The organism is Bradyrhizobium sp. Ce-3 (genome assembly GCF_022835695.1).
GTDB lineage: Bacteria > Pseudomonadota > Alphaproteobacteria > Rhizobiales > Xanthobacteraceae > Bradyrhizobium.
Map to the genome: position 1 here is coordinate 1,368,410 of NZ_BQUV01000001.1, position 25,629 is coordinate 1,394,038.

General features: G+C 66.1%; 20 protein-coding genes. 8 read left to right on the forward strand and 12 right to left on the reverse strand.

The features are described 5' to 3' along the window. Positions 1-4 precede the first annotated feature (4 nt). Together BRSPCE3_RS06185 and BRSPCE3_RS06190 are read right to left on the reverse strand one after the other, a co-directional pair. Positions 5-913 carry a UPF0280 family protein gene (locus tag BRSPCE3_RS06185; protein ID WP_244064900.1) on the reverse strand — a complete coding sequence of 303 codons (909 nt, stop codon included), beginning with the start codon at positions 911-913 and terminating at the stop codon, positions 5-7. Further along, on the reverse strand, positions 910-2,358 hold the full coding sequence (locus BRSPCE3_RS06190) for a 6-hydroxynicotinate reductase (protein ID WP_244064901.1): 1,449 nt from the start codon (positions 2,356-2,358) through the stop codon (positions 910-912). Before BRSPCE3_RS06190 ends, BRSPCE3_RS06185 begins: the two co-directional genes overlap by 4 nt. Before the next feature lie 277 nt (positions 2,359-2,635). Here BRSPCE3_RS06190 and BRSPCE3_RS06195 point away from each other — a divergent pair, with 277 nt between their 5' ends. From BRSPCE3_RS06195 to BRSPCE3_RS06215, 5 genes are all read left to right on the forward strand, one after another. After that, complete coding sequence (locus BRSPCE3_RS06195) at positions 2,636-3,103, forward strand: (2Fe-2S)-binding protein (RefSeq protein WP_244064902.1); 468 nt, start codon at positions 2,636-2,638, stop codon at positions 3,101-3,103. Next, positions 3,103-6,645 carry a molybdopterin cofactor-binding domain-containing protein gene (locus tag BRSPCE3_RS06200; protein WP_244064903.1) on the forward strand — a complete coding sequence of 1,181 codons (3,543 nt, stop codon included), beginning with the start codon at positions 3,103-3,105 and terminating at the stop codon, positions 6,643-6,645. Before BRSPCE3_RS06195 ends, BRSPCE3_RS06200 begins: the two co-directional genes overlap by 1 nt. A gap of 61 nt (positions 6,646-6,706) precedes the next feature. Continuing rightward, the gene (gene pncB, locus BRSPCE3_RS06205) at positions 6,707-8,011 is read left to right on the forward strand and encodes a nicotinate phosphoribosyltransferase (protein ID WP_244064904.1); all 1,305 of its coding nucleotides are present in this window, start codon (positions 6,707-6,709) and stop codon (positions 8,009-8,011) included. Between the two features lie 45 nt (positions 8,012-8,056). Further along, the gene (locus BRSPCE3_RS06210) at positions 8,057-9,352 is read left to right on the forward strand and encodes an O-acetylhomoserine aminocarboxypropyltransferase (protein ID WP_244064905.1); all 1,296 of its coding nucleotides are present in this window, start codon (positions 8,057-8,059) and stop codon (positions 9,350-9,352) included. A 3-nt stretch (positions 9,353-9,355) separates the two neighbouring features. Then, on the forward strand, positions 9,356-10,135 hold the full coding sequence (locus BRSPCE3_RS06215; RefSeq protein WP_244064906.1) for an alpha/beta fold hydrolase: 780 nt from the start codon (positions 9,356-9,358) through the stop codon (positions 10,133-10,135). A 327-nt stretch (positions 10,136-10,462) separates the two neighbouring features. On the opposite strand, the gene BRSPCE3_RS06220 is transcribed toward BRSPCE3_RS06215, so the two are convergent. From BRSPCE3_RS06220 to BRSPCE3_RS06230, 3 genes are all read right to left on the reverse strand, one after another. Beyond that, a complete protein-coding gene (locus BRSPCE3_RS06220) occupies positions 10,463-10,780 on the reverse strand; it encodes a DoxX family protein (RefSeq protein ID WP_244064907.1) in 318 nt (105 codons plus the stop codon). 3 nt (positions 10,781-10,783) lie between these two features. Beyond that, positions 10,784-11,674, reverse strand: a complete 891-nt coding sequence (locus BRSPCE3_RS06225) for an NAD-dependent epimerase/dehydratase family protein (protein WP_244064964.1) — start codon at positions 11,672-11,674, stop codon at positions 10,784-10,786. Between the two features lie 100 nt (positions 11,675-11,774). Next, positions 11,775-12,683: a LysR family transcriptional regulator gene (locus tag BRSPCE3_RS06230; RefSeq protein ID WP_244064908.1), complete on the reverse strand. Its 909-nt coding sequence runs from the start codon at positions 12,681-12,683 to the stop codon at positions 11,775-11,777. Positions 12,684-13,291: 608 nt separating this feature from the next. Between BRSPCE3_RS06230 and BRSPCE3_RS06235 the strand changes: the two genes are divergently transcribed. Together BRSPCE3_RS06235 and BRSPCE3_RS06240 are read left to right on the forward strand one after the other, a co-directional pair. Next, the gene (locus BRSPCE3_RS06235; RefSeq protein ID WP_244064909.1) at positions 13,292-14,101 is read left to right on the forward strand and encodes an aminoglycoside phosphotransferase family protein; all 810 of its coding nucleotides are present in this window, start codon (positions 13,292-13,294) and stop codon (positions 14,099-14,101) included. Between the two features lie 166 nt (positions 14,102-14,267). Further along, the gene (locus tag BRSPCE3_RS06240) at positions 14,268-15,080 is read left to right on the forward strand and encodes an aminoglycoside phosphotransferase family protein (RefSeq protein ID WP_244064910.1); all 813 of its coding nucleotides are present in this window, start codon (positions 14,268-14,270) and stop codon (positions 15,078-15,080) included. Between the two features lie 63 nt (positions 15,081-15,143). Here the strand turns inward: BRSPCE3_RS06240 and BRSPCE3_RS06245 are convergent, their stop codons facing one another. The 7 genes from BRSPCE3_RS06245 to BRSPCE3_RS06275 all read right to left on the reverse strand — a co-directional run bounded on the left by BRSPCE3_RS06245 (position 15,144) and on the right by BRSPCE3_RS06275 (position 23,441). Then, a complete protein-coding gene (locus BRSPCE3_RS06245; protein WP_244064911.1) occupies positions 15,144-16,166 on the reverse strand; it encodes a S1C family serine protease in 1,023 nt (340 codons plus the stop codon). Between the two features lie 78 nt (positions 16,167-16,244). Beyond that, positions 16,245-17,492, reverse strand: coding sequence for a cytochrome c (locus BRSPCE3_RS06250; RefSeq protein ID WP_244064912.1), 1,248 nt, complete (start codon positions 17,490-17,492; stop codon positions 16,245-16,247). Continuing rightward, complete coding sequence (locus tag BRSPCE3_RS06255; protein WP_244064913.1) at positions 17,489-19,252, reverse strand: GMC family oxidoreductase; 1,764 nt, start codon at positions 19,250-19,252, stop codon at positions 17,489-17,491. Before BRSPCE3_RS06255 ends, BRSPCE3_RS06250 begins: the two co-directional genes overlap by 4 nt. After that, entirely contained in the window at positions 19,252-20,031 is a 780-nt protein-coding gene (locus BRSPCE3_RS06260) for a gluconate 2-dehydrogenase subunit 3 family protein (protein WP_244064914.1), read from the reverse strand. Before BRSPCE3_RS06260 ends, BRSPCE3_RS06255 begins: the two co-directional genes overlap by 1 nt. A 12-nt stretch (positions 20,032-20,043) precedes the next feature. After that, complete coding sequence (locus BRSPCE3_RS06265; protein ID WP_244064915.1) at positions 20,044-20,496, reverse strand: hypothetical protein; 453 nt, start codon at positions 20,494-20,496, stop codon at positions 20,044-20,046. Positions 20,497-20,504: 8 nt separating this feature from the next. Beyond that, positions 20,505-22,106, reverse strand: coding sequence for a GMC family oxidoreductase (locus tag BRSPCE3_RS06270; RefSeq protein ID WP_244064916.1), 1,602 nt, complete (start codon positions 22,104-22,106; stop codon positions 20,505-20,507). Between the two features lie 117 nt (positions 22,107-22,223). Then, complete coding sequence (locus BRSPCE3_RS06275) at positions 22,224-23,441, reverse strand: cytochrome P450 (RefSeq protein ID WP_244064917.1); 1,218 nt, start codon at positions 23,439-23,441, stop codon at positions 22,224-22,226. A 234-nt stretch (positions 23,442-23,675) separates the two neighbouring features. Between BRSPCE3_RS06275 and BRSPCE3_RS06280 the strand changes: the two genes are divergently transcribed. Continuing rightward, positions 23,676-25,307, forward strand: coding sequence for an NAD(P)/FAD-dependent oxidoreductase (locus BRSPCE3_RS06280; protein WP_244064918.1), 1,632 nt, complete (start codon positions 23,676-23,678; stop codon positions 25,305-25,307). Positions 25,308-25,629 lie beyond the last annotated feature (322 nt).

Sequence of the window (25,629 nt, forward strand, 5' to 3'; positions counted from 1 at the left end):
CCGGTCATGCCTGCAGCATGATTTCTGACGTTCTTCCTTGAAACGCGTGCGACACCGGCGCCCCCGCCCCAGTTGCACCGACAAACCGCGTTTCGCCCAGTAGACGCAATGCCGCGCCCTCGATCAATCCCGACATCAGGAGCACGCGCGCCCGCGCCGCCCCCGCCTCAAGCGCCTGCTCGATCTCGTGTTCCGCGAGCCGCCCGACATCGCGCGTCACCAGCCGTGCGCCGAGATCGCTGTCCGGCTGCAACTCGTTGGCCGGAACGCGCAGAATCGCGGGATGATTGGGCAGATCGACCGCATTGGCGATCACGGTCGCCGCGGCATCGGCCTGCGACGCCGTCCGCGCCAGCACGGTGACGGCATCGGCAATGCCGAGCGAGAAACTGCGGCCGTGCCGGCCGCTGGTCGCGATGCCGCGGACCGGCATGTCGCTCTCCACGGTCATGGTCCGCATCACGCCATGGCGGTCCGGCCGGTCCATCAGGCCGACGCTGAACTGTTTGCCATCGCCGAGATGCAGGGCGATATCGCCGCCATTGTTGACATAGGCGCGGTCGAGCGGCGCGGCCTGCAGCATCGCACGGAGAATCTCCTCGGCGACCGAGCCCGCGACCGCCGCCATCGGCGTGATGAACCAATCGGCGGCGAACGGCGCGACTGCCGCATGCATACGCCGTGCGATGGCGCCCTTCAGCGTGCAGCGCTGCGGATCAGCCGCACTGCGCAGCCCGGCGAGTTCCGCACAGAGTTCGTCGAGCAAACCGGTGAAACGCTCGGCCGCCGCCTGATAGGCCGCGCTGACGTCCAAGTCCCTGCCCTTGGCCTCGATGACCAGATCAATCGGACCGTCCTGCAAATGCAGCCGCTTGCCGTCAGGAAGAAGCGCGATTTGCGGGAGCCTCGTCATGCGCGCCGCCCGGGCAGAACCGGCATCGGGCGGACCTCGGCGCTGTCACGCAGCGAGGACAGCGGCCGGACAAAGTCCATATGGCCGCCGAGCGCCGCGTAATCCGACATCCGCATCGTGAATTCGATCGGCGCCACAAGTGCCGGCGTCGGCACATAGCCGAAGGCGCCGGTCGGCATTTGCGTGACATCGACCATATAGGTGATGCCGCCGCCGGGCCAGACATAGACCGGTGCGCCACCGCTGGTCACCCGGGTCAGCGCGTCCTTGACCGAGCGGGTCAGCCGCACCGGGTTGTCGGTGACGCCGGCGCGCAACGAGCCACCCGCGCCGCCCATGAACAGCACCGTGCACAGCGCCGGCTCGCAATTCTCCTGGATGCGCTCGACCGAGAATTTGAGGTCCGCGGGCATCTCGGTCTCGACCGGCTGCAGCGCCTCGTCGAGCACGTAGTAGGACGCATGCTCGCCGGTGGTCGAGACCATCAGCATGGTCAACCCCGGCCGCGCTTCCTTGGCATTGAAGGGACCGAGGATCGACAGCGGATCGGAGATGTTGGTGCCGCCCCATCCGGTGCCGGGATCGGCGACCTGGAAATAGCGGCCGGGCGTCGAGCGGCGGCCCTTCATCTTGATGCCGGTGTCGGCGATATCGAGCAGCTTACCGGCCTGGTGCTCGCTCAGCACGCCGGTGATGTGGTCGTCGACCACCACGACCTCGTCGACCTTGCCGTGCCATTGCTTGGCGAACATGCCGATGGTCGCCGAGCCGCAGCCGACCCGCATGCGCTCTTCCGCCACGCCATTGACGATCGGCGGCTTGCCGGCCTGCACCACGACGGTGGCGCCGCCGTCGATCACAAGCTCCACCGCCTTGCAGTTGGAGAGGTCCATCAGCGTGTCGCAGGTGACGCGGCCCTCCTTCTTGGAGCCGCCGGTCAGATGATGCACGCCGCCGAGCGAGAGCATCTGCGAGCCGTATTCGCTGGTCGTGACATGGCCCACCGCCTCGCCATCGGCGCGCACGGTCGCGGTCTCCGGGCCGAGATAGCGATCGGTGTCGATCTTCACCTTGACGCCGCAATAGGAGAAAATGCCCTCGGTCACCACGGTGACCATATCGACGCCGTCGACCTCCGACGACACGATGAAGGGCGCCGGTTTGTAGTCCGGATAGGTGGTGCCGGCGCCGATCGCGGTGACGAACAGTTCGGGCTGACGGACGATCTTGCCGTCCCAGTCGCCGCTCGCCTGGAACGGCACCAGCTTGCCGCCATGCGAGACGGTGCGCTCCAGCACCACATGCGGATCGACGCGCACCAGCGTGCCGTCGTGATTGGCATAACGGTCGCAGGCGCCGGCCGCGCCCGGTTTGATGTAGCACATCACCGGACAGGCATCGCAGCGTATCTTGTCGCCGGCGGCGACGGTCATTGTGTCAGCCATCGTGACCAAGCCTGGACTTGTGGTGGCGGTCGATCATACTGCGCTTCCGCCTCCCTGCCTATATCGTTCGTATACGAATGATCCTGCGCGCAGGTCTCAAACCTGTCAAGCGGCCTTTGCGATCAAAAGCTGCCATTCGCTTGCGCACCCTGTTCATAAAGCGTGCACTCGCTGCAGCGCGGCATGCCGCCGCTTGCACGTTTGTATACAAACGTTATCCTCACCGGCGGATTTGACGCTGACATTGCAGCGCAAACATCAGGGGAGAACCGGAGCAATGCGCCTGACCGTGAACGGCAGGAATCATGATGTCGACGCCGCTCCCGACACCGCATTGCTTTACGTGCTGCGCAACGACCTCGCATTGAACGGACCGAAATACGGCTGCGGGCTCGGCGAGTGCGGCGCCTGCGCGGTGCTGATCGACGGCGTCGCCGCACGCGCCTGCGTGATCCCGATCGAAGGCTGCACGGACCGCAGCATCGTCACGCTCGAAGGTCTCGGCAGCCGCGAGCATCCCGATCCGGTGCAAGACGCTTTCATTCGCGAGCAAGCCGCCCAGTGCGGCTATTGCCTCAACGGCATGATCATCACCACCAAGGCGCTGCTGACGCGCAATCCCAATCCGTCCGAGCATGAGGTGCTGGAAGCGCTGCGCTACAATCTCTGCCGCTGCGGCGCGCATATCGAGATCATCCGCGCGGCGATGCGCGCCGCCGGCCACGCGCTCGAGGCGCGCGATTGATGGTCGACGCAAAGGCTCCAGAGCAAAGCAAGCACGGCTCGCTGTCGGTCGTCCGCCCCGCGGTCTTGGGCGCGGAAGGCGCGTTCGAGACCTTCATCACCATCACGTCAGATGGATCGGTCAACGCTTATAACGGCCACGTCGATCTTGGCACGGGCATCCGCACCGCGCTCGGGCAGATCGTTGCCGAAGAGCTCGACGTCTCCTTTGCCCGCGTTGTGGTGATCCTCGGCGACACCGCCGTGGTGCCGAACCAGGGCGCGACGATCGCGAGCGAGACCATCCAGATCACCGCCGTCCCCTTGCGCAGGGCCGCCGCACAAGCGCGGCACTTCTTGCTCGCGCGCGCCGCCGAGCGGCTGGAGCTTCCGGCCACTGACCTCACGATCGAGGACGGCCTGGTCCGCGGCCATGACAATCGCAGCGTCACTTACGGCGAGCTGATCGCGGACGAGACCATCCGGCTCGAGCTCGCCGACGACATTGCGGTCAAGGCCGTCAGCTCCTATTCGGTCGTCGGCAAGTCGGTGCCGCGCGTCGACCTCCTGGCGAAGGCCACCGGCGAGCTGGTCTATGTCCATGACGTGCGCGTGCCCGGCATGCTGCATGGCCGCGTGGTCCGCCCGCCCTATGCCGGCGTCGATGCCGGCCCGTTCGTCGGCACCAGCCTGATCGCGGTCGATGAAGCATCAGTGCGCGATATTCCCGGCCTCGTCGCGGTGGTGCGGATCGGCGACTTCATCGGCGTCGTCGCCGAACGCGAGGAGAACGCGATCAAGGCGGCCGCCCAGCTCAAGCTGAGCTGGAAGCCGGGACCGGCGTTGACTGACCTTTCCGACATCGAGCAGGCGCTGCGCGCCAATCCCTCGACGCCGCGGCGATTGATCGACAAGGGAGACGTCGATGCCGCGATCAAGGCCGCGGCGAAGCCGATGCAGCGCACATACATCTGGCCGTACCAGATGCACGGCTCGATCGGCCCGTCCTGCGCGGTCGCCGATTACGGAGACGGAGCAATTCGCGTCTGGTCCGGCACCCAAAACCCGCACATCCTGCGCGGCGATCTGGCGCTCTTGATCCAGCGGCCGGAATCCGAGATCGACGTGATCCGGATGGAAGCCGCCGGCTGCTACGGCCGCAACTGCGCCGACGACGTCTCCGCCGATGCGCTCTTGCTGTCACGTGCGGTCGGCCGCCCGGTGCGCGTGCAGCTCACCCGTGAGCAGGAGCATGCCTGGGAGCCGAAGGGCACCGCGCAGCTGATGGACGTCAATGGCGGGCTCAATGCCGACGGCGGCGTCGCCGGCTACGATTTTGCCACGCGCTATCCGTCGAATGGCGCGCCGACGCTGGCACTGCTGCTGACAGGCCGGATCGCGCCCGAGCCGGCCGTGTTCGAGATGGGCGATCGCACCGCGATCCCGCCCTACGACTACGAGAACATGCGCGTGGTCGCCAACGACATGCCGCCGATCGTGCGCGCATCCTGGTTTCGCGGCGTCTCGGCGCTGCCGAACACCTTTGCGCATGAATCCTATATCGACGAGCTTGCCACCGAGGCCGAGGTCGATCCGATCGAATACCGGCTGCGCTACTTGAAGGACAAGCGCGCGGTCGATCTCGTCAACGCGGTCGCCGAGCGCGCGGGCTGGACGCCGCGCCCGGTATGGAAAGAGCCCGAGGCGGACGGCGACATCGTGCGCGGCCGCGGCTTTGCCTATGCGCTCTATGTGCATAGCAAGTTTCCCGGCTACGGCGCGGCCTGGTCGGCGTGGATCGCCGACGTCGCGGTCAACAAGGCAACCGGCGATGTCAGCGTGACCCGCGTCGTCGCCGGCCAGGATTCCGGGTTGATGATCAACCCGGAGGGCGTGCGGCATCAGATCGAAGGCAACGTCATCCAGTCGACCAGCCGGGCGCTGATGGAGGAGGTCTCCTTCGAGCGCGGCGCGGTGACGGCACGGGAATGGGGCGCCTACCCCATCATCAAATTCCCCGAGCTGCCGAAGATCGATGTGCTGATGCTGCCGCGGCAGGACCAGCCGCCACTCGGCGTCGGCGAATCCGCTTCGGTGCCGAGTGCTGCCGCGATCGCCAATGCGATCTATGATGCGACCGGCGTGCGTTTCCGCGAACTGCCGTTCACCCCGGAGCGCATTTTGAAGGGCTTGCATGGCGAGCAACCCGTCGCACCCGCTTCACTGCCGCCGCCTCCGCAACCAGCCCAAGACAACAGATGGCAGAATCCCTTTGCGAAGCGCGGCGGCATGCTCGCCGGCATTGCCGCACTCTGCGCAGCTGCGATCGGCATCGGCGCAGCCGTGCTGCCGTGGCGCGCGATCGCACCGATCGCCCGCCCCGATGCATCAGTCTATTCCGCCGCCACTATCGCGCGCGGCAAGGAGCTTGCGGCACTCGGCGCCTGCGCGGTCTGCCACACCTCGGAGCATGGCATCCTCAATGCCGGCGGCCGGCCGCTCGAAACGCCGTTCGGCACGATCTACACCACCAACATCACGCCCGATGTCGACACCGGCATCGGCGCCTGGTCCTACCCCGCCTTCGAGCGCGCGATGCGCGAGGGCATCCATCGCGACGGACGTCATCTCTATCCGGCATTTCCGTACACGCATTTTGCCAGGACATCCGACGCCGACCTGCAGGCGCTCTATGCCTATCTGATGGCGCAGGCGCCGGTGCGCGCCGAGACGCCGGCGAACGCGCTGGCATTTCCGTTCAACCTGCGGCCGCTGCTCGCCGGGTGGAATGCGCTGTTCCATCAGCCGCAGCCCTTCCAGCCCGATCCGTCGAAATCCGAGACATGGAATCGCGGCGCTTATCTGATCGAGGGGCTTGGCCATTGCAGCGCCTGCCACTCGCCGCGCAATGCGCTCGGCGCCGAACGGCAAGCGGCATATCTCGCCGGCGGCTTCGCCGAGGGCTGGGAGGCACCGGCGCTGACGTCGCTGTCGAGGGCGCCGATCCCCTGGAGCGAGGACGAGCTGTACGCCTATCTGCGCACCGGCGAGTCCCGCCTGCACGGTGTCGCCGCGGGCCCGATGGCGCCGGTCGTGCATGAGCTCGGCGCGCTGCCCGACCGGGATATCCGCGCGATGGCGGTCTACCTCGCCTCGTTCAACGAGGCCGCCGATCGTTCGGCCCACGATGCCGTGGCCGCGAAGCTCGAAGCCGCCACCGCCGTCACCGCCGCGGCGTCAGCAGGCGCGCGGATCTATCAGGGCGCCTGCGCGGTCTGCCATGAGGTCGGCGGCCTGCCGCTGTTCGGCAGCCGGCCGTCGCTGGCTCTGAACAGCAATCTGCACAGCGACGCACCGGACAACCTGATCCAGGTCATCCTGCACGGCATCACCAAGCCCGCCGTGACCGATCTCGGCTACATGCCCCCCTTCAAGGACAGCATGACCGACGGCCAGGTCGCCGAACTCGTCGGCTTCCTCCGGCAGCAATTTGCCCCCGGCAAGCCGGCCTGGACCAACGTCCCCGCCACGGTCGGCCGTATACGGCAGACCATAGCGCGCTGACCTGCCATGTTCCGCCCGATACCCACTGGGCGGGCGGCGCGGGGCAGGCTAAGGTTCCCGCATGACCGTGACAGATATCGCGACCCGGACCTACAACCACGGCTGGCGGCTCGACCCGATCGTGCGCAGCCTGCTGGACACCGATTTCTACAAGCTGTTGATGCAGCAGATGATCCGGGAATGCTATCCGGACACCCGCACCACCTTTTCGGTGATCAACCGCTCGACCCATATCCGGCTCGCCGAGGTCATCGACGAGGGCGAGCTGCGTGCCCAGCTCGACCATGCCCGCACCATCCGCTTCACCAAGAAGGAACTGATCTGGCTCGCCGGTAACACGTTCTACGGCAAGACCCAGATGTTCTCGCCCGATTTCATCAACTGGCTCTCGACCTTCCGCCTGCCCGAATACGAGCTGCACAAGGTCGACGGCCAGTATGAGCTGCATTTCCACGGGCCGTGGACCCACACCACGATGTGGGAGATCCCGGCGCTTGCGATCCTCAACGAGCTGCGTTCGCGCGCCGCGACCAAGGCCTACGGCCGCTTCGCGCTCGACGTGCTGTACGCCCGCGCCAAGGCCAAGCTGTGGGCCAAGGTCGAGCGGCTGCGCAAGCTCGACGGCTTGCGGCTGTCCGATTTCGGCACGCGCCGTCGCCACGGCTTCCTCTGGCAACGCTGGTGCGTCGAGGCGGTGAAGGAAGGTCTCGGCTCCTCCTTCACCGGAACGTCGAACGTGCTGCTGGCGATGGACAACGATCTCGAGGCGATCGGCACCAACGCGCATGAGCTGCCGATGGTCGCCGCCGCGCTCGCCAACGACGACGAGGCGCTGCGCTGGGCGCCCTATCGCATCCTCGATCAGTGGCGCCACACCTATGGCGGCAACCTCCTGATCGCGCTGCCCGACGCATTCGGCACCAAGCCGTTCCTGCGCGACGCGCCGGATTGGGTAGCCGACTGGACCGGCTTTCGTCCCGACAGCGCGCCGCCGATCACCGCCGGCGAAGACATCATCAAATGGTGGAAGCAGAAGGGCCGCGATCCCAAGGAGAAGCTCCTGGTGTTCTCCGACGCGATGGATGTCGGCTCGATCGAGGAGACGTTCCATCACTTCAAGGGCCGCGTGCGCGTCAGCTTCGGCTGGGGCACCAACCTCACCAACGACTTCGTCGGCTGCGCGCCCGACGGCACCGCCGCGCTCGATCCGATCTCGATCGTCTGCAAGGTGACGTCGGTCGACGGGCGTCCCGCCGTGAAACTGTCCGACAATCCGGAGAAGGCGACCGGCAGCCCCGCCGAGGTCGAGCGCTATTTGCGCGTGTTCGGCAATGTCGGCCGCGTTCGCACGGCGGTTCACGTTTAACCTAACGCGATAATCATCTTCATCGACTGACCCGACGAGTTTCGCATGCCCGCACCCAAGCCGCCTGCCTTCGAAACCTTGAGCCTGCATGCCGGCCAGCGCCCCGATCCCGCAACCGGCGCCCGCGCAGTTCCGATCTATCAGACCACGTCCTACGTGTTCCAGGATGCCGACCACGCCGCGGCGCTGTTCAACCTCGAACGCGCCGGCCACATCTATACGCGCATCTCGAACCCGACCACCGCAGTGCTCGAGGAGCGCATCGCCGCGCTCGAGTGCGGCGTCGGCGCGATCTGCACCGCCAGCGGCATGGCCGCGATGCATCTTGCGATCGCAACCCTGCTCAACGCCGGCGACCACATCGTCGCCTCCGCCTCGCTCTATGGCGGAACCATCAATTTGCTGGCGCACACGCTGCCGCGCTTCGGCATCACCACGACCTTCGTGAAGCCCCGCGCGCTCGACGAATTCCGCGCCGCGATCAGGCCGAACACACGGCTCGTGATCGGCGAGACCATCGGCAATCCCGGCCTCGAGGTGCTCGACATTCCGGCGGTGGCGCAGATCGCGCATGATGCGAAGATCCCGTTGTTGATCGACAACACTTTCGCGACGCCCTATCTCAGCCAGCCGATCGAGCTCGGCGCCGACATCACGATGAACTCGGCGACCAAATGGATGGGCGGCCACGGCATCGCGATCGGCGGCGTCATCGTCGACGGCGGCCGGTTCGACTGGCGCGGCTCCGGCAAGTTCCCGCAGCTCACCGAGCCCTATGCCGGCTATCATGGCATCGTCTTCGACGAGCAGTTCGGCAAGGCCGCCTTCATCATGCGCGCCCGCACCGAAGGCCTGCGCGATTTCGGCGCCTGCCTGTCGCCGACCAACGCCTTCCAGCTGCTGCAGGGCATCGAGACGCTCGGCGTCCGCATGGACCGCCACGTCAGCAACACCCATGCGGTGCTGGACGCGCTTGCCGCCAACAAGGCGGTCGACTGGATGCTGCATCCGTCGCTGGAGACGCATCCCGACTACGCGCTGGCGAAGCAGCTGCTGCCGCGCGGCGCCGGCTCGATCATCAGCTTCGGCATCAAGGGCGGCCGCGCCGCCGGCAAGAAGTTCATCGAGTCTCTGAAGCTGATCAGCCATCTCGCCAATGTCGGCGACGCCAAGACGCTGGTGATCCATCCGGCCAGCACCACGCATCAGCAGATGGATGCCGAGCAGCTCAAGGCCGCCGGCATCGGCGAGGAGCTGGTGCGGCTGTCGGTCGGCATCGAGACCGCGCAGGATATCATCGACGATCTCGGCCAGGCGCTGCGCGCCTCGCAAAGGACCTGAGCCATGCAGCTCTCTGTGAACGGCAGCGACACCTTCACCGCGACCGGCGGCAAGCCGTTCGATGCATCGCTGCCGGCGGTGGTGATGATCCACGGCGCCGGCTTCGATTCCTCGACCTGGGCGCTGCACAGCCGCTGGTTCGCCCATCACGGCTATTCCGTGCTGGCGCCGGACCTGCCGGGCCATGGCCGCTCCGCCGGCAAGCCGCTGAAAACCATCGCCGAGATGGCCGACTGGACCGCGGCGCTGATCACGGCGGCCCGCGCGTCGAAGGCGCGGCTGATCGGCCACTCGATGGGCTCGCTGATCGCGATCGAGACCTCGGCGCGGCATCCCGACAAGGTCTCCGGTCTCGCGCTGATCGGCACCGCCGCGACCATGACGGTCGGCCCCGATCTGCTGAAGGCCGCCGAGGCCAATGACACAGCCGCGATCGACATGGTCTCGATCTGGGGCCTCGGCTTCAAGGCCGAGCTCGGCGGCAGCCTCGCGCCGGGCCTGTGGATGCACCAGGGCACGCAGCGGGTGCTGCAGGAGGCGAAGCCCGGCGTGCTCTACAACGATCTCAACGCCTGCAACGCCTACCAGAACGCGCTCACGGCTGCCGCCGCGGTCAAGGTGCCCGCGACCTTCATCCTCGGCGAGCGCGACATGATGACCCCCGCCAAGGCCGGCAAGACCCTCGCCGCCGCAACGCCGAATGCCCGCACCGTGGTGCTTCCGGGCGCCGGCCACATGATGATGGTCGAGCAGCCCGACGAGTTGCTGGCGGCGCTGCAGTAGCGGGGCCGCGGGCTCCTCTTCCCTTCTCCCCTTGTGGGAGAAGGTGGCGCGAAGCGTCGGATGAGGGGCCTCTCTCCACAGTTGAGCTTGCGGATAGAACCCCTCACCCGGCTTCATCTCGCTCCGCTCGATTGCGCCACCCTCTCCCACAGGGGGAGAGGGTGCATCGCGCACGCGGATGGAGTTATCTTTACTGCTTCGCCGACTTCCTTTCGATCAGGTGGATCTCGATCACGCGGAGGCGTCCGAGGGAGCCCAAGGGACTTGGTCCCCTTGGGCATTTCAAGCCATCGGCAGCCTCCTCAAGTGCCCGGAGCCACCGATCTTTCAGGACATCCAGCTCGCCGTCAGGAGCAAGGCAGCGAAGCAACCGATCGGTGCGAGATGGGAAAAATCCCGATGTCGCAGGACGGTGAAAGCTGCCGCTGCGAGAATGACGGCGCAGAGCATCAAGCCTGCTGCACGGGTTGCCGGTATGGTGACCAGGATCGCGGCCGATATCTCCAATCCGCCGGTGACTCGGCACCACCACGCGGGATACCCCCATCGAACAAAGTTGCTCCGCGTCGTCGACGTCGCGATCGCATTGAACAGACCTGCACTGGCGAAGGCAGCGGCAAGCAGCCTGATGAATATCAAGTGCATGACTTAAGCGGCCGCCAACGCATAAGCGCGCAACTCGTCGATGATCGATCCCCGCGACGGATTCCAGCCGAGTTCGCGCCTGGCCTTCTCGGCCGAGATGATCTGATCGGAGGCGATCGCATCGGCGAAACCCCAGAGGACCTTGCGCGCCTCTTCGAGCGGCCACGCCGCTACGCGGCCCCCGGCGCCGCCCAACTCGCTCGCCGCGCGTGCGATCTCGACGAGCCGCGGCGCCGAACCGTGCGCGCCATTGAAGACGGATCCCGCCGGTGCCCGCTCGAGCGCGAGCGCATAGAGATCGGCCAGATCGTCGGCATGCACGGTCGACCAGCGATTTTGACCGTCACCGACATGAAGCGCTGCACCATGTTCCTTGGCGGCTGCGACCATCATCATCGCGGCACCGCCCCAATTGCCATAGACCCAGGCAGGCCGGATGACGACCGGGTGGACGCCATCGGCTTCGGCCGCGAGAATCTCGCGTTCCAGCGCCTGGCGCCAGCGGACCATCTCGACCGGGTTCAGTGGCGTGTGCTCGGTCACTGGCGTGTCACCCGTGGAGCCGTAGACCAGGCTGCCACTGGTATAGATGAAGCGCTGGCCCGTTCCGCGCTGGGCTTCGAGAATCGCGCGCGTCGCAATCTCGTCGAGAGACGCAGCGTTCTGATCATTGGGCGAAGCGGCATGGACGACGGCGTCCACGCCCCGCGCCGCCGAGGCCAGGCTCACCGGGTCGGCAAGCTCACCCATCTCCGCCACGAAGCCCCGGTCGCGCAGCTTGGCCGCGCTCGCTTCCGAGCGGGCCAGTCCCACGACTTCATGACCTCCCTCTTTCAACCGGTGCGCGACCGCACCGCCGATCAACCCGGTCGCGCCTGTTACCAAAACTCGCATGTCGATCACCCTTCAATTTCGGTGAATCCAACAAAGCGGAACGGCAATGCGAATGGAAATCGCGAGTTCTGATGTGGCGCTATCGATCGCGCCGATGGCGTCAGGCCGAGGCAGCGATCTTGGTGATGATGCCGCGCAGCCAGGCAATGGCCCCATGCGTATCCGCGCGCCGGTGCCACATCAAATGGAGCGGCCAGGTGGGCAGTTCGAGCGGCGGATCATAAATCGCGATGCCTGCTCCGGTCCCGGCGAACCTTCGTGCGACCCGGGAGGCCAGCGTCGCGACGAGATCGGTCCCGGCGATCACGAAGGGGGCAGCCAGGAATTGTGGCAGGCTCAGCACGACGCGCCGCTCGAGGCCGAGATCGGCAAGCCTCACATCGACGATCCCGGATCGGTCGCCTTCCGGAGAGACCAGAAGATGCGGCGCCGCTGCGAAAGCCTTCAGGCTTGGACCATCCGCGAACGCCGGGTGTCCCTCCCGCACAACGCAGGCGAAACTCTCAAAAAACAGCGGGCTGCTGATAATGCGCGCCGACGTCTCGACCGGGAAACCGATCGCGAGGTTCGCCTCGCCGCTGTCGAGCAGCGTGATGGCTTCGTCTCGTCCGAAGATCCCGCAGACCCGCACGTTGACGTGCGGGGCATCGATGCTGAGGCGGGCCATCAGCGGCGGCAACAAGACGAACGCCGCATAGTCGCTCATCGCGAGCGTGACGGTATTGTCGGCCGTCGCGGGGTCGAAGCTATCGGCCTGCAGCGCGCTCCGGAGCAGCCGGAGCGCATCCGAGACGGGGCCAGCAAGGTCATGGGCGCGGGGCGTCGGCTGCATGCCTGAAGGCGTTCGCACGAAGAGCTCGTCCCCAAGAAGCTCTCTCAGGCGCGTGAGCGCTCCGCTCATCGCAGACTGGCTGAGGCCGATCCGCGATCCGGCGCGCGTCACGTGGCGCTCCGCGTACAGCGCATCAAAGGCCTTCATCAAGTTGAGGTCGAAGCCGGCTATATCCATGTGGCCGACCATAAGCGAATGCGCCGAACGGAGATAGCGGCCATACGTCAAGCGCATGCGCTTAGGATGCGGTGCCGAGGGTCAATAGGTGCCGTCCTCCTTCCAGTCTATGCTAATGTAGTTCGTCATTTGGTGCAGATGGAGCGTGCACTCTCAGATTTGGAGGCCGATGCATGAAGATGAAGATTGTGACCGTCGTGGGCGCTCTCGGAGCGGCCTTGGTGCTGTGTAGCCTCGGGGCGTCCGGTGCTGAAGCCCGGGCGCGGAAGGCACAAGTCGTTCACGAACGAGCGAGGGTCGTTATCTCGACGCCCGTGATCACGCCGACTCCGTGGGATTATTATATTGTTCCACGCTATCGCTATCGCCCTGAAGACGACCGGGTCGATCCAAACGGGCCGCCCCTGGTGTCGTCTTGGGATCTCTATGAGGGGTGGCGGTGGCCATACGGGTGGTGAACAGCGATCACGCCAAGCGGATCGCATTCGGAGAGAAGCCGGTGATCGCCCCCTGACGGACGCGGCGGTGGAGCGTAACGCCCGGGCGCGCGACGCAGGGGTTCCTTTTTGCTCGCCGCCGGTGTTTGCTCTGCACGGCGGAGAACGGGCATGCGGGGATCGCTGGGAGAGAAGATCGGCCAAGGCGTGTTCGCTGATGTCCATGCCTGGGCGCCCGGTCAGGTCGTCAAGTTGGCCAAGCCAGGTATCGCGCAGTGGGTCGTCCAGCACGAGGCGCGAATAACCCGCGCGGTGTTCGCCGCCGGGGGCCCGGCGCCGGAGGTGCTCGGCGAAGTCGCCCTGGACGGCCGCTTCGGCATCGTGCTGCCGCGGTTCGATGGGCCGACCCTGTTGCAGGCTACGCGCACCGGCGCCATCACGCGTGAACAAGCAGGCGCGATCCTTGCGACGCTCAGCCTTGCCGTTCACAAGACGCGACCGCCGCCGGACGCGCTTTCGCTGCGCCAGGCGATGGACGCCAGATTGCGGTTCGCCGGAAACGTGCTTCCGGAACGCATCACCACCGGCGTCCTCGCGCTGATCGAGCACCTCGCAGCCGACGAGGTGCTGTGCCATTCCGATCTTCACCCCGGCAACGTGATCATGACGGCGCAGGGTCCGAGGCTGATCGACTGGCTCGGCGCGGCTCGTGCGCCCGCCGCCTACGAGATTGCACAGTGCCATGTCCTGATTGCCGAGCTTGATCCGGAACATGCCGACGATCCGGAGCGGGCCACGGTCAATTCGGCCCTGCAGGCGGAGCATGCGCGGCTGGCCGGAATAGCCCCTGCGGCGCTGACAGCGGCGATGCAGCCCTATTTGCCGATCGCCCGCGTCTTCCTCGTGCTCGGCGGGGCCATGCCTGACATGCGAGAGCGGCTGATCCAGCGCGTCGAGGCAGCCCTGCGCCCGGCAGGGTGATTGCGCTCGGTCATCCCGTCTACGCGGGGCCAACATACTCGCCCGGCCGCCGAAGGATCAGTAAAGGCGGCATGCCCAGGCATAACCGTCCGAAGCACGGCGTCGCTTCGCATCGCCACTGACGAATGACCATAGGGTGAGGGTCACAGCAGAACGGGGGCTAAAGGTGAAGGAATCGCTCGGGGAAAAGATCGGTGAAGGCGCCTACTCCGAAGCCTACGCCTGGGCGCCGGGGCAAGTCGTCAAACTGTTCAAGCCCGGCTTGCCGCGGCGGATGCCCCGGTTCGAGGTGCAGATGATCCGCGCGGTCCACGCCGCCGGCGCGCCGGTGCCGGAGGTGTTCGGCGAGGTGACCCTGGACGGGCGCTTCGGTATCGTGCTGCAGCGGCTCGACGGACCGACCCTGCTCCAGCTGACGCGGACCGGCGCGGTGACGTTCCAACAGGCGGGCGCCATCGTCGCGGCGCTTGCCATGTCCATTCACAAGACACCCGTGCCGCCGGAGGTCCTCTCCATGCGCGAGTATATGGAGGCTCAGTTGGGGCACGACGACGGCAAGCTCCCGAAGCACATCGCCACTGGAATCCTCGCGCTGATCGATCGCTTGCCGCCGGGCGACGGGCTTTGCCATACCGACCTGAGCCCCGGTAACGTGATCATGACAGCGGAAGGCCCAAAGCTGGTCGACTGGGTCAGTGCGATGTGCGGGCCCGCCGTCCTCGAGCTTGGGTTCTTGCGCGTGATCCTGTCCGAACTCGGGCCGGAAGTCGCCGATAATCCGGAGCGGCCGCGCGCGACCAATGCGGCGGCCCAATCCGAATATGCTCGGCTGGCCGGCATGTCTCCCGCCGAGCTCACCGCGGCAATGGAGCCGTATTTGCCCATCGTCCGCAGCTTCGCCGTTCTCGGCAACGCGGTGCCTTCGCTGCGGGAGCGGCTGATCCAGCGCATCGAAGCGGCTCTGCGCTCGGAAGACTGAATTGCTTTGGGCGCGCGCGAGCCGGCGCGGCCTGTCGAAACAAGTCGTCAACGTCCCTCCGGCTCACTGCTTCGCAGGCTTCCGCTCGACCGGGTGGATATCGATCGCGCGCAGGCGGCCGAGGCGGAGCACGTCCATCGACAAGGTGCGGTCGATCCGGCTGTGATCGAGTGCGCGGATCAGGTCGTCGACGCCGTGGATCTCGACGCCGTCGAGCTTGATCACGACGTCGCCCGGCAACAGGCTCGCGCGCGCGGCCGGGCTGTCCGGCTCGATCTGCATCAGCAGCGCGCCCATCTTGTTCTCGACGCCGGCCAGCACCGCATGGCGCCGCGGCACCGGCGCGGTTTGGCCGGCGACGCCGATATGGGCGCGGCGGACATAACCGTGGCGGATGATCTCCGACAGCACGAATTGCGCGGTGTTGGAGGCGACCGCAAAGCAGATGCCCTGCGCGCCGTTGATGATCGCGGTGTTGATGCCGATCACCTCGCCCTGCGACGACACCAGCGGCCCGCCGGAATTGCCGGGATTGAGCGCGGCATCGGTCTGGATCACGTCCTCGATGGTGCGCCCGCTGACCGAGCGGATCGACCGTCCCAGCGCCGACACCACGCCGGCAGTGACAGTCGATTCGAAGCCGAGCGGATTGCCGATCGCGACCACGAGCTGGCCGCGCCGCAAGGTCTTGGAATTGCCGAGCGAGGCATAGGGCAGATCGCGCGCGCCATCCGCGCGCAGCAGCGCGAGATCGGTGTCGGGATCGACGCCAAGCACATGCGCGTCGGTGACGAAGCCCTCGGTGTCGCGCAGACGGATCTCCTTCGACGACCCGACCACATGGCTGTTGGTCAGCACGAAGCCGTCGGGCGAGATCACGATGCCCGAGCCGAGCCCGCCGCGCTCGCGCGCGTTGCGCAGCTTCGGCCCGGTCTCGACCCGGACCACGGCCGGGCCGACACGCTCGGTGACGTCGATCACGGCATTGGAATAGGCGTCCAGCAACGCCCGGTCATTGTCCCGGGCAGCATCAGCGGTTCGCGGTGACGGCGTGTCACCGGCGGTATCTGAGGTAAAATCCAGCATGGCGAGAGTCCTTTGGTCTCCTCAAATGGTGACCGGCTTTCGCCCCCGCAAGTGGTTACGCCCGAGCCCGCAAGGGCGTCAGTCCCCCGCCGCTGCACCGGTGATCCGCGCCCGCAAGGCCTTGACGGTCGCCTCCGTCACGGGCGCTGCCGCATTGCCCCAGGAATTGCGGACATAGGTGACGACGGCTGCGACCTGACTGTCGCTCAGGCGATAGCCGAGCGACGGCATCGCCGGCGAGGTCGGAAAGCCGTCGGTCGCCGCGGCGCGGCCGCCGGCAATGATGATCCGGATCAGCGTTGCCGGATCCTGCTGGGTCGCGACCGCACTGCCGGCGAGTTTCGGGAACAGATGCGCGACGCCCTCGCCACTGCGCATATGGCAGGCGGCGCAGGTGTCGACATAGATCGCCTCCCCCGCCTGCATCCGCGGATCGGAGGCCGCCAGCGGCGTCGACGCCGGCACGCCCGCCGCACCGCGCTCCTTGAGGTAGACGGCGATCGCCTTCAGATCGGCCGCTGCCATCTTCGAGGTCGAGTTCTCGACCACGTCCTTCATCGGCCCGCTGGCGAGGCTGAAGCCGTTCTGCCCGGTCTTCAGGTATTGCGCGATATCCTCGACCGACCATTTGCCGAGGCCGACCCGCGCATCGTCGGTGATGTTCAGCGCGGTCCAATTGTCGATCTGGTTGCCTTCGAGATATTTGTCGTTGCGGCTGGCGCCGAACGCATTGAACGGCGTGTGGCATGCGCCGCAATGGCCGAGACCTTCGACCAGATAGGCGCCGCGGTTGAACTCGGCCGAACGCGCCGGATCCGGCTTGAACGCTCCTGGCGTGAAGAACAGCGTATTCCAGCCCTTCATCAGCAGGCGGACGTTGAAGGGAAACGGCAGGGTGTCGCGCTCGACCCGGTTCTCGACCGGCTGCAGCGTCCGCAGATAGGCGTAGATCGCATCGAGATCGCCGCGCTCGACCTTGGTGTAATAGGGATAGGGAAACGCCGGGTAGAGGTGACTGCCGTCCGGGCGCCGGCCGTCCTGCATCGCGCGCGCGAAATCGTCGGCCGACCAGCTTCCGATCCCGGTGGTGTTGTCGGGCGTGATGTTCGGCGCCATGATCTCGCCGAACGGCGTCTGCAGTGCGAGGCCGCCGGCGAACGGCTGGCCGCGCGGCGCGGTGTGACAGGCCACGCAATCGCCCGCGATGGTCAGCGCCTTGCCGCGCGCGATGTCGACATAATTGTCCGGACCGGCGGCCGCGCCACCGGCGGCGAACAGCGGCAACAGCAGGATCAGGTGACGGAGCCGCACGACAGTCCTGCTCATCGCGGCACCAGCGCGCCCGGCGACTTCAAATATTTGAAGATCGCCTCCAGGCTCCAATAGGTCAGCGCACCGACCGTGCCGGTCGGGTTGTAGCCGGCGTTCTGCGGGAAGGCGGAGGCGCCCATCACGAACACGTTGGAGACGTCCCAGGACTGCAGATAGCGGTTCAGCACGCTGGTGTTCGGATCCGATCCCATTACCGCGCCGCCGGTGTTGTGCGTGGTCTGGTAGGGCACCACCGACCACGGCACGCCGAGACGGCTGAGCCGGGTGCTGTTGGCGCCCATCGCCTTGGCGATCTCCTGGCAGCGCTCGGCCATCCAGTTCGCCATCTTCTGCTCGTTCGGCTGGTAGTCGAACGTCATCCGCATCAGCGGACGTCCGAGCGGATCCTTGTAGGTCGGATCGAGATCGAGATAGTTGTTGCGATAACTCATGACGCTGCCTTGCGCACCGACATAGGTCACACGCTGATAGGTGTCCTTGACGGCCTTCTTCCAGGCGCTGCCCCATGCCGGCGTTCCCGGCGGGACCGGGTGATAGCGGATCGGCCGGCCGTTGGTATGGGCCGAGGTGATCGATGCGCCGCCGACGAAGCCGTGCGGACCGTGATCGAAATTGTCGCTGTTGTAGTCGTCGAGCGCGACGCCGAGCGAGCCTGCGGCCGCGAACGGATTGAACTTCGCATCCTCGAAAAAGGCGGAGGCCCCCGAGCCGGTCTGGTAGGCGTAATTGCGCCCGACGACGCCCTCGCCGGTCGCCGGATCATACGGCTTGCCGATGCCCGACAGCAGCAGCAGGCGAACGTTGAACAGGCTGAAGGCGCAGACCAGCACGAGATCGCCGGGCTGCTCCCATTCCTCGCCTGCGGCATCGACATAGGTCACGCCGGTCGCCATCTTGCCGTCGGCGCTGAGATTGACCTTGGTCACCTCGCAGTCGGTGCGAGCCTCGAAGGTCGGCTCGCGCACCAGCGCGGGCAGCACGCAGGTCTGCGGCGACGACTTCGAATAGTTGGCGCAGCCGAACCATTCGCAGAAGCCGCAATAGGTGCAGGGCGCCATGCTGCAGCCATACGGGTTGGTGTAGGCCGCCGAGATGTTTCCTGACGGCCGCGGAAATGGGTGCAGGCCCATGCCGGTGGCAGCCTTGGTGAACAGCGACTGCGCGTAGCCCTGCTTCAACGGCGGCGTCGGATACTCCCGCGCGCGTGCGCCCTCGAACGGATTGCCGCCGGGCTGGATCGTGCCCTTGATATTGCCGGCCTTGCCGGAGATGCCGGCGACCTGCTCGAACCTGTCATAGTGAGGTTCGAGCTCGTCATAGCTGACCGGCCAGTCCTGGATCTGGTTGCCCTCCGGCATGATGCCGGCACCGTAGCGCTCGATCATGTGGCTGCGGATCCGGAAATCGTCGGGCAGGAAGCGCCAGGTCTGGCCGTTCCAGTGCAGCCCGGCGCCGCCGACGCCATTGCCCGGCAGGAAGCTGCCCCATTTGCGGATCGGCAGCGCCGTCTGCGACGGGTCGTTGCGCATCGTCAGTGTTTCCTGCTTTGGACGCAGGAAGATGTCGTGACGCACCGCATAGCGCAGCTCGTCCGGCGCGGTGCCGATGTTGAAGTCGCTCGCGGTGTCGCGCCACGGGCCGCGTTCCAGCGCGACGACGTCGAGCCCGAGACGCGCCAGTTCATAGGCGACGATCGAACCGGTCCAGCCGAGCCCGACGATGACGACATCCTTGCGCGGAAGACGGCGGGCCATCAGCGCTCTCCCCAGGCCGGACGGCCCTGCATGCTGACCGGCGGCAGCGTGTAGGCCTGGTTGGGCCGGTCGATGACGTCGCGGAAATCGTAGCGCGTGCCGGGGAAGCCGACGAGCTTCCAGCCGACCATGTCGCGGTTGCCGCCATAGATCGGATCGGCGAAGAAGCCCTCGATCGTGTTGGTGTAGATCGCGTTGAACAGCATCTTGCTGGAGAAGTTCGGCAGCTGAACCTCGCCCTTCTCGAGCCCGGCGATCAGCTTGTCCTGCCCGGCAGCATCGAGCTCGACGAAGCCGCGGTTGAAGGTGGCCTTGCAGTAGGCTTCGAGCGCGGCAATGCCGTTGCGGTATTGCTGCCGCGGCGTCAGCTCCGATTGCAATCCCTGCGACGGCAGCGGGTTCTTCGAGAATGGCCCTTCCATGTAGAGCCAATCGTGTCCGCCATAGGGGCCGGTGAGCTGGCGATCGATGAACGTGGTCACGCCGGCCTGCCTGGCACCGGGGCCCAGTTCATCCGCCGGGATCAGCCGCTCGGCAAAGGCCTCGACCACGGCGGCTTCGTCAGCCGTGAAGAACAGATAACCGCCGGGCACGACCGGCGTGACCGGATAGGCTTCGTTGGGCCGCCACGGCAGCACCTTGGTGATCACGCGCGCGCTGACGCCCTTGCTCGTGACGAGGAGGGCCGCGGTCGCGAGCAGGAACGCGCGCCGCGTCGTGCCGGCCCCGATGCCATGATGGAATGCTCCGCCTCCACGGCTGCGATCAGTTGGCCGCATTGCCTTCTCCTCTCAACGCGAAGCCCCGCGCAGCGTGCCGCCGCGCGCTTTGACCGGATCGAGCAACGACCAGTCGCCGTCCGGGAGCACATGGCCCTTTGGAAATGGCGCGCGCGGCTCGAGCCCGAGCGAACGCAGCACGCGATCGTCACGGTAGTAGCATTGCAGCACGACGCGGACGAGCGTCGCCGCGGCAGCGCCGCCTTGGCTCCGAAACTCCTGCCCCACCGCGTCGCGCCTGGCCTCGTCAAGCTCGGCGAGCGGCCGGCCGGCGAGCTTGGCCAGATGATCGAGCGCCTGCACAACCAGCGCGGTGTCGCGGCCGAGCGTTGCGAGCATGTCGGCCTGGATCGCGGCATCGTCCGCACCCGGCACCTTGTACTCGGAACTTTCGGGGACGATCATCGCGGCGACGGTGCGGAGATCGGCGCGCTGGGCTGCGGTCAGTTCTTTGCTATCGGACATGGACAGTCTCAATCGAACAGATTGGCGAGGCGCTGCTTCATCTGGTCGGCGATGTAGAGCGCGAGGGCCTGGATGGTGGAGGTCGGGTTGACGCCGCCCGAGGTGACGAAGATGCTGCCGTCGACGATGAAGAGGTTCTTCACATCGTGCGAGCGGCCCCATTCGTTGACCACGGAGCGCGCCGGGTCGGTGCCCATCCGCGCGGTGCCGAGCAGATGCCAGCCGCCCCACGGGATCGGCGAGTTGACGCAGAGGTCGGTGGCGCCGGCGGCCTCGAGCACCTCGCGGCCGCGCGCCAGCGCATGGTCCATCATCTTCCGGCTGTTCTCGCTGATCGTATAGTCGATCCGCGGCGCCGGAATGCCGTGGCCGTCCTTCAGCACGGGATCGAGCGTGACGCGGTTGTGCTCCTCCGGGAGATCCTCGCAGATCGCCGAGAAGCCGAGCCGATGGCCGTTGAGCTTGCGGAAGACGCGGTGGTGATCCTTGCCCCAGGGCAGGATGCCCTTCTGCTCGCTGACCACGGCCTCGAACACCGGCCCCGCCCCGCGCACGAACTGGACGCCGTAGCCGCGGACGAAGCCGCGCGACAGGTCGGTGTCATACCACTCCTTGCTCCACAGGCAGGTCGGTGGCGCGCGATTGGAATCGGTCGGTTCGGCGACATAACCGTAGATCTGCGCATAGGGGTGGAACATCAGGTTCTTGCCGACCAGGCCGGACGAATTGGCGAGGCCGTTCGGAAATTTGCCCGACACCGAATTGAGCAGCAGCCGCGGCGTGCCGACGCCGTTGCAGGCGACGATGACGACCTCGGCGGGCTGGAATTGCTCGACGCCGTCCTTGTCGTGATAGACGACGCCGGAGGCCATGCCGTGCTCGTTGGTCAGGATCTCGCGCACCCGGCAATGGGTCTTGACCTCGACCCCGGCGCGGATCGCGTGCGGCCAATAGGTGATGTCGGTCGATGACTTGGCGCCCTGGGCGCAGGCCGGGGTGCAATGGCCGAGATTGATGCAGCGCGCCCTGCCCTCGTAATCCATCGTCGCAACGGTCGTGTCGGACGGCCACCAGTGCCAGCCGAGCTTGTTCATGGCCTTGCCGATCAGGGGACCTGATAGCCCGAGCGGCTGCGGCGGCATCGGCGGATGCGACAGCGGTGAGAGCGGATCGCCCGACAGGCCCGACGTGCCCATCATGCGATCGTTCTCCTCGAAGAACGGCGTGAGCGCGTCGTAATCGACCGGCCAGTCGTCAGCGACGCCGTCGAGCGTCCTGACCTTGAAGTCGGAGGGATGCAGCCGCGGCCAGTGCGCGGTGTACATCACGGTCGAACCGCCGACGGCGTTGAAGTTGACCACCTTGATCGGCGAATTGTCGTCGTTGATCGGATAGTCCTCGGGCCGCTTGCGGATGTTCGGGCTCGACGACCACTCGCCGTAGAATTTCGCCTCCCAGTCGCGCCCGGTGCTCGGATATTCGGCAGGATTCATCCAGCCGCCCTGATCGAGGCAGAGGATGTGCATCTTGGTGTCGGCGAGGCTCCAGGCCACCGCAGCGCCGGAGGCGCCGGCGCCGATGATCAGGACGTCAACGGGATCGTTCTTCATTGTTATTTCCTGGCAATTCTTCCGTCATTGCGAGCGACGCGAAGCAATCCATCCTTCCCGCGTTGCGAGATGGATTGCTTCGTCGCTTCGCTCCTCGCAATGACGGCGTGGGCTGGCTCAATCGACGATTCTCACCGGCAAGCTTCGTATACCGCGGATGAAATTGGAATAGAGCCTTTGCGGTGGGCCCATCATCTCAAAACGCAGATCGCGCGCCAGAACCTCCTCCCAGAGAATGCGCAATTGCTGCTCGGCCAGGCGGTCGCCGACGCAGCGGTGGATGCCGGCGCCGAAGGCGAGGTGCTGGCGCGGCTTGGCGCGGTCGATGATGAATTCGTCGGCCCGCTCGATCTTGTCCTCGTCGCGGTTGCCGGAGATGTACCACATCACGACCTTGTCGCCCTTCTTGATCTGCCGGCCGGCGAGCTCGACATCGTTCTTCGCGGTGCGGCGCATATGCAGCACCGGCGTATGGTAGCGGATGGTCTCGGACACCAGGTTCGGGATCAGCTCGCGGCGGGCGCGGACCAGCTCGAACTGCGCGGGGTTCTCGCACAGCGCCATCAGCCCGGCGGACATCGAATTCCGCGTGGTGTCGTTGCCGCCGACGATCAGGAGCGCGAGCGTGCCGATGAACTCGCGCGGTTGCAGGTTTCGCGTCGCCTCCGAATGCACCAGCATCGAGATCAGGTCGAAGGTCGGCGGTGCTTCGGCGCGCGCATCCCATAATTTGCGAAAATACTCGCCCATCTTGACCATCTCCTCGAAGCGCTCGTGCTCCGAATGCACGACAGCGTCGGGCGACTCGACGTTGGCGATCGCGACATCGGACCACCAGGTCAGCCTCATGCGATCTTCCCAGGGAAAATCGAACAAGGTCGCCAGCATCATGTTGGTGAGATTGGTCGAGATCCGCTCGACCCAATCGAAGGTCTCGTTGCGCGGCAGCGCGTCGAGCACATCGGAGGTGCGTTTGCGAATCAGCGGCTCGAAATTGGCGAGGTGGGACGGCGCCACGATAGGGGCGACCGTGCGACGCTGCGCCGTGTGGCCCGGCGGATCCATCCTGATGAAGTTTGCGATTTCCTGGCCCTTGGGCTGATCGACGACCTGAATCCCGCCGATTTCCGACGAATAATTGTCGTGATCCAGCTCGACGGCGAAGATGTCGTCGTAGCGTGTCACCGACCAGTACGGGCCGTAGGCCGACGCCTCGCAATAATGCACGGGATCGTCGCGGCGCAGCTGTGCGAACAGCGGCCGCCAGGTGTCGTCCTGATAGAGCCGGGGATTGCTGACGTCGATTGATGCCGGCCTGCGCAGCGCCTCTCCCATCGCTTCACTCCCGTCGGTTCCGTCGCCGCTTGGCGGGCGATCGTCGTGTCGGGCGGACGATAGGGGCAATCCCGCGGCCGAGTAAAGCCACGGGGCCGGCCGTCCGCCGCGCGGAATGCGCGCAGGCCCGCGCACCCGGCAAATCCCGATGGCAGCCCCGCTCTGCGATGTTTGTCGGCGGCAGGAAGACCGGCTAGCCTTGGCGGCAATCAATCGAGCGGGGAGCAACGACAGGTGGCCGCATTGCGCCGGGACGACAGCCAGTCGGCTGCGCTGGACTACGACGTCATCATCATCGGCGCCGGCCTGTCCGGCATGTACCAGCTCTACCGGCTGCGTGAACTCGGCCTCTCCACGCGCGTGTTCGAGGCCGGCACCGGCGTCGGCGGCACCTGGTACTGGAACCGGTATCCCGGCGCGCGTTTCGATTCCGAAAGCTACTCCTACGGCTACTCGTTCTCCAAGGAGCTGCTCGAGGAATGGGAATGGTCCGAGCATTTCGCCGGCCAGCCCGAGACCCTGCGCTACTGCAACTACGTCGCCGACAAGTTCGACCTGCGCCGCGACATCCAGTTCGAGAGCCGCGTCACCTCAGCGATCTACCAGGACGACACGCGGAGCTGGCAGGTTACACTGGAAAGCGGCGCGCGCCACAGCTGCCGCTTCCTGATCACCGCGATCGGGCCGCTGTCGACGCCGACCCTGCCGCGTGTCGAGGGCCGCGGCGATTTCAAGGGGCAATCTTTCCACACTGCGCGCTGGCCGAAACAGAAGGTCGATTTCGCCGGCAAGCGGGTCGCCGTGATCGGCACCGGCGCGACCGGCATCCAGACCATCCAGACCATTGCCGGCGAGGTCGGACACCTCACCGTGTTCCAGCGCACCGCCAACTGGGCGGCGCCGCTGCACAACGGCAAGATCGACGCGGAAACCCAAGCGAAGATCAAGGCCGGCTATGGCGAGATCTTTGCCCGCTGCAAGGAGACCTTTGCCTGCTTCGTCCATACGCCCGATCCGCGCGGTGCGTTCGAGGTCAGCGAGCAAGAGCGCGAGGCGTTCTACGAAAAGCTGTATGGCGAGCGCGGCTTCGGCATCTGGCAAGGCAATTTCAAGGACATTTTGATCGACCGCGCGGCGAATGCGACGATCAGCGACTTCGTGGCGCGCAAGATCCGCGAGCGGGTGAAGGATCAAGCGGTGGCCGAAAAGCTGATCCCGACAAACCACGGCTTTGGCACGCGGCGGCTGCCGCTCGAGACCTTCTATTACGAGGTGTACAATCGCGACAATGTCGAGCTGGTCGACATCAAGGCGACGCCGATCGAGCGGATCACGCCCGAGGGCATCCGCACCAGCGAGCGAGACTACGCCTTCGACATCATCATCTACGCCACCGGCTTCGACGCCATCACCGGCAGTTTCGACAAGATCGATTTCCGCGGCGCCCACGGCACGCGGCTGAAGGAGAAGTGGACGCATGGCCCGGAGACCTATCTCGGGCTGATGGTCGACGGCTTCCCCAACATGATGATGCTGATGGGCCCGCACACCGCGCTCGGCAACATCCCGCGCAGCATCGAATACAGCGTCGACTGGGTCACCGGCCTGCTCCGCTTCGCGCAGCAGAGAGGCCTGACCTTCCTCGACGCCACCCCCGAGGGGACTCTGGCCTGGACCGATCATGTCAAAGCGCTCGGCGTTGGGCTGCTCTCGAACGAGGTCGATTCCTGGATGACCGGCATCAACCGCAATGTCGAGGGCAAGCAAACGCGCATCGTCGCCCGCTACAGCGGCAGCGCGCCGGCCTATCGCGCGCGCTGCGACGAGGTGGCGGCGCAGGGGTATGCGGAGTTGCGGTTGGGGTAGCTCTCTCGGTGACCGGAAGCGGCCGCCCCAGCCACCACTGTCGTCCCTGCGAAAGCAGGGACCCATAACCCCTGAATTGGGTTGTCGAAGCAAGGCTGCGGCCTAAGCATCGCGCAACAATCAAGATTTTGGGTAATGTGTCCTGGCTTTCGCCAGGACGACATCGGTGGATGGTTCTCGATTCAAGATGTCACAGACGCGGTGTCATCACCCGCGAAGTGTTTAGCCCGGACAGATCACTGACGGGTGTTCGGAGACATAGCTGACACATCAACTTGGCTGGATTGGTCCGATTCGGGAGGCCGTCCATGCCGTGGAGTGA